Raw genomic sequence first — 12,603 nt, forward strand, 5'->3', positions numbered from 1 at the left:
CGGAGGCGGGTGGGCCCGGTACGGCTGGGGGCGCGGGGGCGCGAGGGACGCGTTTCGGTGGTTAGCCGAATCTTGCCGGTTCGTCATAGTTGGTGGCCACTTCGGGTCTTCGTGCGGTTGACGTAGCCAGATATCGGGCGGAAATGGCAATTTGGCGCGCAAGGGTGGCCCTGAGCCACGAGTGACGGTCCCCCGGTTCCCCTGACCGGCCCGACTCCGACAGCGGAGGACCCATGAGCAGCCAGCGCACCGGCGCGCCGGGCGAGGCGTTCCCGGAGGCGCTCCTGGAGGTGTTCGCGCGGTTGCGCCAACGTCCCAGCGCCCACCGGATCCGGGAGCAGCGCCGATTCGCGCGTCGTGCCGCCCATCGCCGGTCGTACCGGTTCGATGACGGCGGCGCACCGGAGGACCTGGCCGCTCCGCCGCCGGTGCTGAACGTCCGGGTCACCGATCAGCGCGAGGCGGAGGAACTGACGGAACTGCTCCGCAGGAGATCGTGGCCGCACCCCTTCGCGGTCCTGCACGACTGCGAGGAGAGGGCGGCGGAGCGGCGGACCGGGTCCGCCGCGGACGCGGGCACAGGAGCGCGGGCGAACGCCTCCGGCAGGGGCGGGGCAGCCGAACGGCAGGCGGGCGACGAGGCCACCACCGCCGAGGTCTACCGCCTGGTGGGCGAACTCGCCGCCACCATCCAGCGGGATCGCGGCACGGAGGGCGGTCCGGCCCGGGCCGCCGACGGGGCAGCCGTCCCGGAGCCGGGGAAGGACGGACCGCGCCGATGGGCCGCCGGTGTGCGCGCGTGGGCGTCCGGGCGCCGGCCGCCGCACCCGCCGCGCCTCCCGAGGTGGGACTCGCTGGAGGCGCTGGCGGAGATCGACGTCCAGGACGTGCTCCAGAGGCTCAACCCCGAGCACGCCAGGAAGCACGGCGGCGAGCGCGGGGAGCTCGCCCCCGAACCGCGCACCCACCTGTACGTGACCGAGAAGCTGCGCGAGCACCGCGCCCGACGGCGGCGGAGCGGCCGCAGGAGCGGCGCCGACCGGCCGCCGCCCGCCTTCCTGCGCAAGGCCAAGGACGAGGCCTACAGGTTCATCGCCTTCTGCTCGCGCAAGCTCAACTTCAGCTGGCTGGACCACAGGATCCTCACCCCGGTCGGATTCCTGCTCTCGACCGTGCCGCTGCTCGGATTCCCGCTGCTCGCGATCTTCGCGGGGTGGCTGGACAACGCGCTCACGTTGGCCATCCTCGGGCTGCTGGCCGCCGCCTACGGGCTGGGCGCCCTCTTCTACCTGCCGTGGCGGCGCTACCTGTGGCTGCTCCGCCAGCCCTACCAGCCGGCGCCGGACACCCCGTCGTCCAGCATGCCGCGGCGGGTGCGTGACATCGGCATCGCGACGATCAACGCGGTCTCGGACGCCCGGTCACGGACGGAACCGCTGTCGCGGGAGCAGCCGCCGATCGTGCACCTGCTGGCGGTGAACGCGCTGCTCGACGACCTCAACGCGAGCTACGGGACGAGTCTGGTGCGGCACCGGCTGCGGTACGCCTGGCTGCCCCAGCGCGGACGGACCCGGCTGCCGGTCCTGGTGGTGGACGAGGGGCGGGTCGGCCGGGTGGCCCGGCACGTGGTGGCGCTCATCGAGGACATCCGCCGGGAGCACCGGTTCCCCGACCCCCTGCTGGTCGTGCGGATCGGTCCGCGCTCGGCCGCCCGTGAGCCGCAGGCGGAACCGCCGCCGGAGCACACGCTGGAGGACTGGCTGCACACCCGCTTCGAGGTCGGCCGGCTGGGACCGAGCCGCGAGGTGCGGTTCGAGGCGCCGGCACCCCGGAAGTGGGACGCGAACGGGCGGGGGGAGCTGGAGCTCGCCGAGGCGGACACCGTCCTCACCACCCGGGCGCTCGCGGTCCGCTGGCTGGCGGGGATGGCCGCTGCGGCGGCGCTGCTGCTGACGGCGGCCTCCGGCGTGGTGGCGCTCGCGCATGCGGTGGACCCCTGTGTGCAGGGCGCGGCGGTGCTCCCGCCGCAGGGCATCGTCACCGAGGACGGGCAGTGCGTCGGCTACACGGACGGCTCATTCGTCTTCGACGAGCGGCTGAGGTCGGTGCAGCGGCGCATCGCCGAGCAGAACGCCGACGCCGAGGACGCTGGTGGCCCGGTCGTCACCGTGGTGTACTTCGGCGCGCTCTCGGTGCCCCCCGGGTCCGGGGACTCCGTGACCTCGGGCGTGTACGGGGAGCTCATCGGTCTCGCGCACGGCCAGGACGAGTACAACCGGATCTATCCCGACCAGGGCTACGCCGCGATCCGGATCCTGATCGCGAACACCGGGGCGTCCTGGCGGCAGGCCGTGCGGACGGCCGGGCTGGTCGCCGGCGAGATGCGGCGCGACCCCACTCTGCTGGCGGCGGTCGGGTTCGGCAGCAGCCTCGGAGAGACGCGCGCCGCCATCGGCGAACTCACCCGCGCCGGGCTGCCGATGGTCAGCACCGCGGCCACTTTCGACAACCTCAGTGAGCTGCAGCCGCACCGGCACAGCGAGTTCTTCTTCCCGATCGCCCCGTCCAACACCCGCATCGCCCGGCAGGCCGCCACGTGGGCCTACCACGGCGCGGCGGGCGGAGGCCGGGCCCTCGAACCGGCCCGCTCCGCGGTGGCGCTCGCCGACGACTCCCCAGGGGAGCTGTACGGGATCGACCTGGCCACCACCTTCGCCCGCCAGTTCACCGACCAGGGCGGGCACATGGCGCCGTTCGAGCCCGTCCACCACAACTCCAACGGACTCAACCCCGAACCCGGCGTCCTCACCTACGGGGGGCCGGAGCAGCCGGACATCCTCACCCGCGCCGCGCAGATCTGCGCGGACCCCCCGGACCTCATCTACTACGCGGGGCGCTCCGACGAGTTCGGGCCGTTCTACGACTACCTCCTCTTCCACGGCGACTGCGCCGGTGGTGTCACCATCCTGGCCGCCGACGACATCAGCAAGTACGTCACCGACAACATCGCCCACCTGACCGACAACATCGGCCGCAACCCGGTCTTCTACACCCCGCTGGCCGCCACCGGGGCGTGGGGGGTCACCGGCGGCCGCGGCGCCCCGGCCTTCTACCGCCAGCTGAACCGGCTGGAGGACGAGCTCGGCCTGCGTTCCGGGCGTGAAGGGCCGTCGCGGGCACACGAGGTGATGGCCTACGACGCGCTGCTCGTCGTCACCGACGCCCTGCGCCGTGCCCAGAACGCGCAGCGGATCGACACCGAGGAGCGGCGGCCCGTACCGGCGGACCTGCGGCTGCCGATCAGCGAGACGAGCGGGCTCGGCGGGGTCAGCGGCCTCATCGACTTCGGCCCGCCGGCCGAGGGCCACTGGTACGACGAGCGGGTGGTCCAGCTCGTGCTGGCCGGCCCGGTGGGGCCCGGCAACATCGCGCAGCAGACCATCGCGGTGTGCGGCCGGGTCACCACCTCCGACCGTCCGGACCGCGAGGGGTGCCTCTGAGGCGGGCCGGCCGGCCGCGACCCGCCCCGAACACGACGATGACCCCGTGAACGCGTCACGGGGTCAGGCGGGACCGGGAGAACGTCGCGGCCGGGCGGTGGCCCGGCCGGAGCGTTCGGTCAGACGCCCGCGGCCAGCGCGTCGGCCGCGCCGTCGACCTGGTTGATGTCGCGCTCGGCCGGGCCGGTGTAGCGGGCGCTCGGGCGCACCAGGCGGCCGGTGCGCTTCTGCTCCAGGATGTGCGCCGACCATCCCGCGGTGCGGGCACTGGTGAACATCGAGGTGAACAGCGTCGAGGGGACCTCGGCGAAGTCCAGCACGACCGCGGCCCAGTACTCGACGTTGGTGGCGAGCACCCGGTCCGGCTTGCGGGCGTGCAGCTCGTCCAGCGCGGCGGTCTCCAGCGCGGCGGCGACCTCGTACCGGGGAGCGTTGAGCTCCTTGGCGGTGCGGCGCAGCACCCGGGCCCGCGGGTCCTCCGCGCGGTACACGCGGTGGCCGAAGCCCATGAGCCGCTCGCCCCGGTCCAGCGCGCCCTTGACGTACTGGCGGGCGTCGCCGATGCGCTCGGTCTCGTCGAGCATGTGCAGCACGCGCGCCGGGGCACCGCCGTGCAGCGGCCCGGACATGGCACCGACCGCACCCGAGAGCGCGGCCGCCACGTCGGCCCCCGTGGAGGCGATGACGCGGGCGGTGAAGGTGGACGCGTTCATGCCGTGCTCGGCAGCCGACGTCCAGTAGGCGTCCACGGCCTTGACGTGCCGCGGATCGGGCTCGCCGCGCAGCTGGATCATGAAGCGCTCGACGACCGTCGAGCCCTCCGCCACCCGGCTCTGCGGCACCTGCGGCTGGTCGCCGCGCGCGGACTGCGCGATCACGGACAGCGCCGCCGAGGCGGCACGCGCGACGTTCTCGCGCGCCTCGGCGTCGTCGATGTCGAGCAACGGCTTGAAGCCCCAGAGCGGTGCCAGGGTCGCCAGCGTGCTCTGCACGTCGACACGGACGTCACCGGTCGAGACCGGCAGGGTGATCGGATCCGCGAAGGGAAGTCCGGGGTTGAAGCTGTTGTCGACCAACAGCCCCCAAACACGCCCGAAGGTGACGTGGCCGACGAGGTTCTCGATGTCGACGCCCCGGTACCGGAGGGCGCCGCCCTCCTTGTCCGGTTCGGCGATCTCGGTCTCGAACGCCACGACTCCTTCGAGCCCGGGTTTGAAGTCCGACATACCGGCTTCCTCCGTCTCCTCGGTCCTGGAAAGGGTGCATCCATTGAACCTGTTGGGGTTTTTGCGATGACACGCGAGGTGTCCCAATGGCTGAGCCACCGGCTGGCGCGTACCCCACAGGTCGTGTGAGGATGCACCACTGTGAACCATTGTGACCCCGCTGAGCTGCGTGAACCTTATGACGGTACGCCCCTGCGCCGCGCCGATCTGTCCGCGCACCCTATGAAGCAGTTTCACATTTGGTTCACACAGGCGCACACGGCGGGGTTGCCGGAACCGAACGCCATGGTGCTGGCGACGGTGGACCCGGATGGCGCGCCGAGCGCCCGGACGGTCCTCCTCAAAGGCTACGACCGCGCGGGCCTGCGGTTCTTCACCAACTACACCTCCCGGAAGGCCCGCGCGCTGAGCGTGAACCCGCGGGCCAGCGTGGTCTTCCCGTGGCACGCCATGCGCCGCCAGGTGATCGTGACCGGCCGTGTCGAATGTCTCAGTGCCGAGGAGAACGACGCCTACTTCGCCTCGCGCCCGCACGGCTCCCAGATCGGCGCCTGGGCGAGCGAGCACCAGTCGGCGCCGGTGGCCGACCGCGCCGAGCTCGACGCCCGCTACGCGCGCTTCCGGGCGATGTGGCCCGAGGAGGAGCCCGTCCCGCGCCCGGAGTACTGGGGCGGCTACCGCGTCCTGCCCGCCGAGGTGGAGTTCTGGCAGGGCAGGCCGGACCGCATGCACGACCGGTTCCGCTACCGCAGGGCGGGCGGGGCGGCGGGCGGGGAGCCGGCCGCCCGGTGGGACGTGGAGCGGCTCTCGCCCTGACCCCGCCTCGGCCGGCCGGACCCGTCCGCGCGGCGGACCCCGCGCCTGAAAAGCGTGATCTAAGACACATTGCGCGGAGGTGATGCGTCCGTTGCCACGCTATGATTGATGCCATCGGTGGCCGCTCCCGCGGCCAGTGCCGCCGGCCCGGTGGGCGCCGCCCCTTCCCAGGTGCGCGGCTGCCGGAACAGCAGCGCGCTGGCCCGTGTTGAGAGATCTGCCGTTGACTGCTCTCAACGGGCCCTTGAGGGGAGGGGGAGCCTTGACCGCACACGGGCTTATCGACACCACGGAGATGTACCTCCGCACCATCTTCGAGCTCGAAGAAGAAGGCATCGTGCCGCTGCGCGCCCGGATCGCCGAGCGCCTGAAGCAGAGCGGACCGACGGTCAGCCAGACGGTCGCGCGGATGGAGCGCGACGGCCTGCTCCGGGTCGAGAACGACCGCCATCTCGTGATGACCGCTGAGGGGCGGCGCCTCGCGACCCATGTCATGCGCAAGCACCGCCTGGCCGAGCGCCTGCTGGTCGACGTCATCGGCCTGCCGTGGGAGGACGTCCACGTCGAGGCGTGCCGCTGGGAGCACGTCATCTCCGAGGCGGTCGAGGAGCGCCTGGTCCGGCTGCTGAACGCCCCCTCGGTGTGCCCGCACGGCAACCCCATCCCGGGGCTGGACGAGCTCGGCCTGCGCGACTACGTGCCCGAGCCCTTCTCCGACGACTCGATCGTGCCGATGCTCGACGTCGCCAACGCCGCCGAGGTACGGGTGACGGTGCGCCGCATCAGCGAGCAGCTGCAAGCCGATCCGGAAGTGATGCTCACCCTCAAGCGCGCCGGGGTACAACCTGGACATGAGGTGACGCTCCTCGCGGGCGAGGACGGTGTTCGGGTGATTGGTGGGACGCACAGGGATGGTGAGCCAAGCGAGCTGTCGCGGCAGATCGCCAGTCACATCTTCGTCGCCAAGCCGTAGACGGGGTACGGGCTGCCCGAGCGGGGGTCCCCGAGTAAATGTCGCGTTGCTCTGCGGATACGATTCGGCTGTTGCTACGCTCGGCTCATGGCGTGGGCCGGTCGACATGAAGCTCCATATGCCCATTGCGCGGGGGCGATATGGGTCGCGTGGGTCATCATGAGTACGGTCCGTGACGGCGAGGTGGCGGCTTTATGAAGCGGTGGGGGGAAGCCTTCTACGACGAGAACGCGCTGGCCGGGACCGATGTTCTGGAGCAGGCGCAGATCGCCGTCCTCGTGGTGGACCGCTTCAGTAACCTGCTGTACTGGAACCCCTCCGCCATGGAGCTCTTCGGCTTCGTCGGCGGTGACGACCACCGCGGCACCTCCCTTCTCGACCTCGGCATCCACGAGGCCGACCACGAGCTCGCCGGCCAGCTCGCGCGCCGCGTCCTCAAGGGCGAGAACTGGGACGGCACCTTCGCCGTCCGGCGCGGCGACTCCACCTGGGTCCACGTGCGCGCGCAGGCCGTTCCGCTGAAGCACGGCTCCGGCGCCATCGACGGCGTGGTCGTCTTCGCCCAGGAGGCCATGCGCGACGGGCGGGCCGAGGACCAGTACGGGCTGCTGGACCGCATCGGCGCCCGGCTCGCCAGCTCGCTGGAGACCGAGTCCACCGCGAAGGCGGTCGCCGAGATCCTCGTCCCGCAGTTCGCCGACCACTGCTTCATCGACCTCATCGACAACGACCGCGTCATGCGGCGCGTCTCGCTGCACGCCGAGGGCTGGACCCCGCCGCCCGCGAGCTGGTTCGAGGTCGGCGAGGAGGTCCGCTACCCGGACCACCACTTCGTGGTCAAGGCCATGCGGCGCCTGGAGACCGTCGTGGTCGGCGACTACGTGCACGCCACCAACGTGGCGCCGAACGAGCGCTCCGCCCGGGTGTCGGAGCAGGTCGGGGTCTCCTCGGCCATCGCGGCGCCGCTGCGCGCCCGCGGCGAGCTGCTGGGCGTGCTCACGCTCGCGCTGTCGCGGCTGACACCGCGGAGCAAGACCCACTACGACGGCTTCGACCGCGACCTGGTCGGTGCCATCGCCTCGCGGGTGGCGCTGGCCATCGACAACGCCCGGCTGTTCGAGGAGGAGCGCAGCACCGCGCTCGCCTTCCAGAACAGCTTGCTGCCGCGCGGCTTCCCGCTCTTCGACGGCCTGTCCATCGCGCACCGCTACATCCCCGCCAAGCCGCTGGAGACCCACGGGCACGGCATCCAGACCCAGGTGGGCGGCGACTTCTACGACGTCATCCCGCTGTCGGCGGGCCGGGTCGGCATCGTCATCGGCGACGTCGAGGGGCGCGGCCCGCACGCCGCCGCCGTCATGGGCCAGCTGCGCGCCGCCCTGCGGGCCTTCGCCCAGGCCGACCGCGAGCCGGCCGACATCCTGCGCGAGCTCGACGAGTGGGTCCGCCAGCTCGGCCAGCCGGACGACGAGGGCGGCACCTGGGTCCCCAGCGTCAGCTGCCTCTACATGGTCTACGACGCGTGGTCCCGCGAGCTGTCCTACGCCAACGCCGGCCACCAGTCGCCGCTGCTCATCTGCGAGGGCCGGGTCGAGGAGCTCGCGCTCGAGGTCTCGGACATGCTGCTCGGCGTCAAGATCAAGGGCGTGCCCTACGACGACGCCGTCTACCACCAGTCCACGCTCACCCTCCCGCCCGGGGCCACGCTGCTGCTCTACACCGACGGCCTCGTCGAGCGCCGCCCGCTCGGCGGCACGGTGGACGTGCAGCGGGCGCTGGACCAGTTGCACGAGCGGGTCCGCGAGGTCGCCAACAAGGACGTCGAGCAGATCGCCGAGGGCGCCGTCATGGCCGTGCCCGGCGAGATCGACGACGACACCGCACTGCTGGTCGTCCGCTCGCACCCCGAGGAGCTGGCCCTGCAGGAGGGCTGGTTCCCGGCCGAGGCGCCCACCGTGGGCGAGGCCCGGCGGCTCGCCGCCACCACGTTCGCCGACTGGGGCATGGACCGCGACCAGGCCGAACTCGCCTGCCTGCTGGTCTCGGAGATCGTCACCAACGTGGTCATCCATGCGACCCCGCATCCGGTCCGCCGCGAGTTCACCGCCGAGGGCGTCCGGGACTCCGACGGTCCGGCGCCCGGAACGGCCGAGGCCCTCGGCGGGCTCGACGAGTTCGACGAGGACTGGTCCGACCTGCTGGACGAGGCCGCCGCCACCGAGTCCGCGGAGGAGCCCAGCGGACGCGAGTTCCTGCTCCGGCTGCGCCGCGGCGCGTCCTCGGTCTGGGTCGAGGTCTTCGACCACGACCTGCGGCTGCCGCGCATCCGCAGCGCCGGGGCCGACGACGAGGGCGGCCGCGGTCTCTACCTGGTGGACCAGCTCGCCTCCAGATGGGGCTCCCGCCCGACCCCGGATGGCAAGGCCGTCTGGTTCGAGATCCCGATGCAGTCGGACTGACCCCCGCCCGGCCCGCTCGCGGGCGCAGCCGCCCGCGGCCGTGCCCGGCGGCGGACCGCGATCAGCGCCGACCCGCCGCCTCGGTTCCGCCGGTCACCGCCAGGACCACGCCCACAGCAGCAGCACCAGGAACACGAAGAACACCACCAGGCCGCCGGTGGCCCACGGGATGTGCACCCTGCGGCGAAGCTTGCGGATGCCGATCACCAGCAGGATGACCAGCAGCCCGAGTACGATCGCGCCGTCGAACACGCCGTGATCCTTTCGCTGTTACCCGTCGGGGGGATGTGGCGGTGGCCGGTGGGCGCCCCGCGGTCCTGCCCGGCGGCCGTTCTGGCACCGCCGGAGACCGGTCGCGTGGGGCCCGCGGGATGTCCGCCACGGGTCTCTCCATGATGTACCCCGGCCGCGGTGCGCGTGCGCGCACCGGGCCGGTACCGCGCCGTCCGGCGGTCAGGACCGCCGGACGGTCAGCCACGCGGTCACCGCCGCCGCGGCCGCCGCGACCGCGACCGACACCGCGAGCGCCGTCAGCAGGGCGCTGGTGGCCTCCGGCGCGGGGACGTCCACCACGCTGTTGACCGCGGCGTTCGCGGGCGATCCGCCGGCGATCAGCGCGACGACGGCGAGGACGCCCGTGGCCGGGATGGCGATCGCCGGACGCCGGGCCAGCAGCGTCGTGCAGAGCGAGCCCACCGCCGCACCGACCAGCACGCAGGCCAGGCCGGTGGCCAGAGCGGCGGCCGCCAGCACCGGCCATCCGGCCGCTTCCGCGCCGCCGGGGCCGGCTCCGCCCGCGGTCGCGGCCGCCGCGCCGATGCCCAGCACGGCCAGGACCAGCCCGGGCGGCAGTACCGCGAGCAGCGTCGCCAGATGGACCCGGACGGCGCCGCGTGCCGCCACCAGCACGGCGCGCGAGGCGTCCGGTTCGAGGAGCAGCACCGAGCGCGCCAGCCACGCGGCGGCGGGCACCAGCGCCATGGAGTTGTACGCGAGCACCTCGGCGAACGGCTGGCCGGGGGAGCTGCCGATGCCCAGGATCACCGCCCAGAGCAGGGCGGGCGGCACCCAGCGCGCGGAGCGCAGCAGTAGGGCGAGCCGGTAGCCGACCAGCGCGGTCATCGTGCGTCCTCCCGAGCGGAACGGGCGGGGTCGTCGGCGGGGCGTACGGAGCGGACGTGCAGCGGCGGCCGGGCCGCCAGCACCGCGCGCAGCAGCGCGTCGGAGTCGGCGGCCGCGACCGTCAACCGGACCACCGCCCGACCGGCGGCCTCGCGCAGCGGCGCACCGGGCAGCGCGGCGGGGAGCGGAACCTCGTCCGCCCCGGCCGGTCCGGCGACCTCGACCACCACCGGCCCCGGCTCCAGGACGGCCGGCTCCAGCGGCTCCGGGACGGTCCCCGGCCGGAGCCGGCCGTCCACCACCTCGTATGCGGCCGTGACCGAGGAGGCCAGCCGGGCGGGGTCGTGGTCGACGAAGACGACGCTGCCGCCCTCGGCGACGCGGTCGCGCACGGCGGCGTCCAGCACCGCGCGGGCGTCCTGGTCGAGGCCGGTCCACGCCTCGTCCAGGACCAGCAGATCCGGATCGGCCATGAGGGCCTGGGCCACGGCCACCTTCTGGGTGGTCCCCTTGGAGAGCCGGTGCAGCGGGGTCCGGGCGTGCGCGCCGAGGTTGAGGCGCTCGACCCACCGGTCGGCGCGGCGTGCGCTCTCCCGGTGCCCCAGTCCGTGGACCCGGCCCAGGCGCCGGAGGTAGCCCTCGGCGGTGAACGGCAGTGCGGGCGGGAACCGCTCGGGCACGTAGGCCGTACGGGGGCGTCCGACGACGCGCCCGGTCGTGGGCGTGCTGAGCCCCGCCACGAGCCGGAGCAGCGTCGACTTGCCGCGGCCGTTGCCGCCGTGCAGTTGGACCAGCGAGGACGGCGGGATGTCGAGGTCGACCTCGCGCACCACCCACGGACCGGTGCGGTGGTAGCGCTTGGCGACCTGGTGCAGGTGCATGCCTGCCATTCTCACCGGCCGGCACGGGGTCCGCATCCTCCCGTGGGGGGAGGCCGCGGCGGGTCCGTGGCCGGGGACGGCCGGGTGCGGGGCCGGGGCGGCCGGACACCGCGCGAACCGAATATGGTTCGGGTACAGGACGTAGGACCGACGCGCCGCAGGAGGACACCGTGGCTGAGGCATTCATCGTCGGGGCGGTTCGCACCCCCGTGGGAACACGCAAGGGCGCGCTGGCCGGGGTGCACCCCGCGGACCTCGGGGCACACGTCCTGCGGGAGCTCGTGGCGCGCACGGGTGTCGATCCGGCCGCGGTGGAGGACGTGGTCATGGGGTGTGTGAGCCAGGTCGGTCCGCAGGCGGTCGACCTCGCCCGGACCGCGTGGCTGTCGGCCGGCCTGCCCGAGACCACGCCCGGATGGGCATGGTGCCGATGGGCTCCAACGTCCAGCCGGCGCTCGACGCCGGACTCCCGCTCCACGGGACGGGGTGGTCCGAGCGGTACGGGGACCAGGAGGTGTCGCAGTTCCGCGGCGCCCAGCTGATGTGCGAGCGGTGGGGGCTCACCCGGGCAGACCTGGAGGAGTACGCGCTGGAGAGCCACCGGCGGGCCGCCGCCGCACTGGCCGCCGGCGTGTTCGACGAGCAGGTGGCGCCGCTCGCGGGCGTCACCCGCGACGAGGGCGTGCGCCCGGACACCTCGCTGGAGCAGATGGCGGGGCTGCGGCCGCTGCGTGCGGGATGGGCCCTCACGGCGGCGGTCGCCAGCCAGATCTCGGTGGGTGCGGCCGCGCTGCTGGTCGCCTCGGAACGCGCCGTCGAGGAGCACGGGCTCACCCCGCTGGCCCGGATCGTGCAGTTGGGGCTGGTCGGCGACGACCCCGTCTACATGCTCACCGCGCCCATTCCGGCGACCCGGGCGGCCCTGGCCAAGGCCGGGCTGGCGGTGGCCGACATCGACGTGTTCGAGGTGAACGAGGCGTTCGCCCCGGTGCCGCTCGCATGGGCGAAGGAGACCGGCGCCGACCTGGCCCGGACCAACCCCAACGGCGGCGCGATCGCCCTCGGGCATCCGCTCGGCGCCACCGGCGCGGTCCTGATGACCAAGCTCGTGTACGAGCTTCGGCGCACCGGCGGCCGGTACGGCCTGCAGACGATGTGCGAGGGCGGCGGCCAGGCCAACGTGACCATCATCGAGCGCGTCTGAGGCCGCGCGGCCCGCAGGCGCCCGAGACGTCCGGCGTATCGGCGTTCGTCCGGTCCGGCCGCGCCCGATCCACCGCACCGGGGCGGTCGAGACCGGGGAAAACCGGGGTTCCGCCGCGACCGCGACCCGGACAGTGTTAGTTTTCCCAGGCCGGGAGGGCATCCCGCCGCGCCCGGCCGGGCGCGGCGGGACTCCCGTCGGCCGTACCGGTGCCGGACGCCGCGCGTCCGCGCGGGTACCGCTCCATGACGATCCCTGCCGAACCGCCGCGCGCCGCACAGCAGCCCGGCGCCGGGCGACGGCGGCACCTCCCGCCGGTCCGGCATCACGCCTTGGGCGGCGAAGTGCACCGCCTGCTGGGAGGAGCCGCACTGCCGGTCGATGGTCACCCCGGGCGTGGTCTCGGGCAGGCCGGCCGACAG

Annotated in this window: 8 protein-coding genes and 2 pseudogenes; 5 read left to right on the forward strand and 5 right to left on the reverse strand. The window is 73.5% G+C overall.

Features of this window, described 5'->3' with window-relative positions:
• The first annotated feature begins 233 nt into the window (after positions 1-233).
• On the forward strand, positions 234-3,500 hold the full coding sequence (locus DEF28_RS07320; protein ID WP_114400047.1) for a type 1 periplasmic-binding domain-containing protein: 3,267 nt from the start codon (positions 234-236) through the stop codon (positions 3,498-3,500).
• 119 nt (positions 3,501-3,619) lie between these two features.
• Here DEF28_RS07320 and DEF28_RS07325 read toward each other — a convergent pair whose 3' ends face one another.
• A complete protein-coding gene (locus tag DEF28_RS07325; protein WP_114400046.1) occupies positions 3,620-4,726 on the reverse strand; it encodes a citrate synthase 2 in 1,107 nt (368 codons plus the stop codon).
• A gap of 141 nt (positions 4,727-4,867) precedes the next feature.
• On the opposite strand from DEF28_RS07325, the gene pdxH reads away from it, so the two are divergent.
• From pdxH to DEF28_RS07340, 3 genes are all read left to right on the forward strand, one after another.
• Positions 4,868-5,542: a pyridoxamine 5'-phosphate oxidase gene (gene pdxH, locus DEF28_RS07330; protein ID WP_114400045.1), complete on the forward strand. Its 675-nt coding sequence runs from the start codon at positions 4,868-4,870 to the stop codon at positions 5,540-5,542.
• 262 nt (positions 5,543-5,804) lie between these two features.
• A complete protein-coding gene (locus DEF28_RS07335) occupies positions 5,805-6,515 on the forward strand; it encodes a metal-dependent transcriptional regulator (protein ID WP_114400044.1) in 711 nt (236 codons plus the stop codon).
• A 194-nt stretch (positions 6,516-6,709) separates the two neighbouring features.
• A complete protein-coding gene (locus tag DEF28_RS07340; protein WP_114400043.1) occupies positions 6,710-8,974 on the forward strand; it encodes a SpoIIE family protein phosphatase in 2,265 nt (754 codons plus the stop codon).
• 93 nt (positions 8,975-9,067) lie between these two features.
• Here DEF28_RS07340 and DEF28_RS27990 read toward each other — a convergent pair whose 3' ends face one another.
• From DEF28_RS27990 to DEF28_RS07350, 3 genes are all read right to left on the reverse strand, one after another.
• Positions 9,068-9,226: a hypothetical protein gene (locus tag DEF28_RS27990; protein ID WP_181874417.1), complete on the reverse strand. Its 159-nt coding sequence runs from the start codon at positions 9,224-9,226 to the stop codon at positions 9,068-9,070.
• 201 nt (positions 9,227-9,427) lie between these two features.
• Positions 9,428-10,096, reverse strand: a complete 669-nt coding sequence (locus DEF28_RS07345) for an ABC transporter (protein ID WP_114400042.1) — start codon at positions 10,094-10,096, stop codon at positions 9,428-9,430.
• The gene (locus DEF28_RS07350) at positions 10,093-10,977 is read right to left on the reverse strand and encodes an ATP-binding cassette domain-containing protein (RefSeq protein WP_114400041.1); all 885 of its coding nucleotides are present in this window, start codon (positions 10,975-10,977) and stop codon (positions 10,093-10,095) included. The genes DEF28_RS07345 and DEF28_RS07350 overlap by 4 nt, the downstream gene beginning before the upstream one ends.
• A gap of 170 nt (positions 10,978-11,147) precedes the next feature.
• Between DEF28_RS07350 and DEF28_RS07355 the strand changes: the two are divergent.
• A pseudogene (locus DEF28_RS07355) lies at positions 11,148-12,181 on the forward strand (acetyl-CoA C-acyltransferase).
• A 319-nt stretch (positions 12,182-12,500) separates the two neighbouring features.
• Here DEF28_RS07355 and DEF28_RS29170 read toward each other — a convergent pair.
• A pseudogene (locus DEF28_RS29170) lies at positions 12,501-12,603 on the reverse strand (thiolase family protein); the annotation flags it as partial.

The sequence above is a fragment of the Marinitenerispora sediminis genome, assembly GCF_003336425.1.
Taxonomy (GTDB): Bacteria; Actinomycetota; Actinomycetes; order Streptosporangiales; family Streptosporangiaceae; genus Marinitenerispora; species Marinitenerispora sediminis.

What these genes read in the sequence shown, in the direction of transcription:
- DEF28_RS07340 (WP_114400043.1), top strand. Translation starts at nt 6,710, where the DNA reads ATGAAGCGGTGGGGGGAAGCCTTCTACGACGAGAACGCGCTGGCCGGG.
- DEF28_RS07345 (WP_114400042.1), bottom strand. Translation starts at nt 10,096, where the DNA reads ATGACCGCGCTGGTCGGCTACCGGCTCGCCCTACTGCTGCGCTCCGCG.
- DEF28_RS07350 (WP_114400041.1), bottom strand. Translation starts at nt 10,977, where the DNA reads ATGCACCTGCACCAGGTCGCCAAGCGCTACCACCGCACCGGTCCGTGG.
- DEF28_RS07320 (WP_114400047.1), top strand. Translation starts at nt 234, where the DNA reads ATGAGCAGCCAGCGCACCGGCGCGCCGGGCGAGGCGTTCCCGGAGGCG.
- DEF28_RS07325 (WP_114400046.1), bottom strand. Translation starts at nt 4,726, where the DNA reads ATGTCGGACTTCAAACCCGGGCTCGAAGGAGTCGTGGCGTTCGAGACC.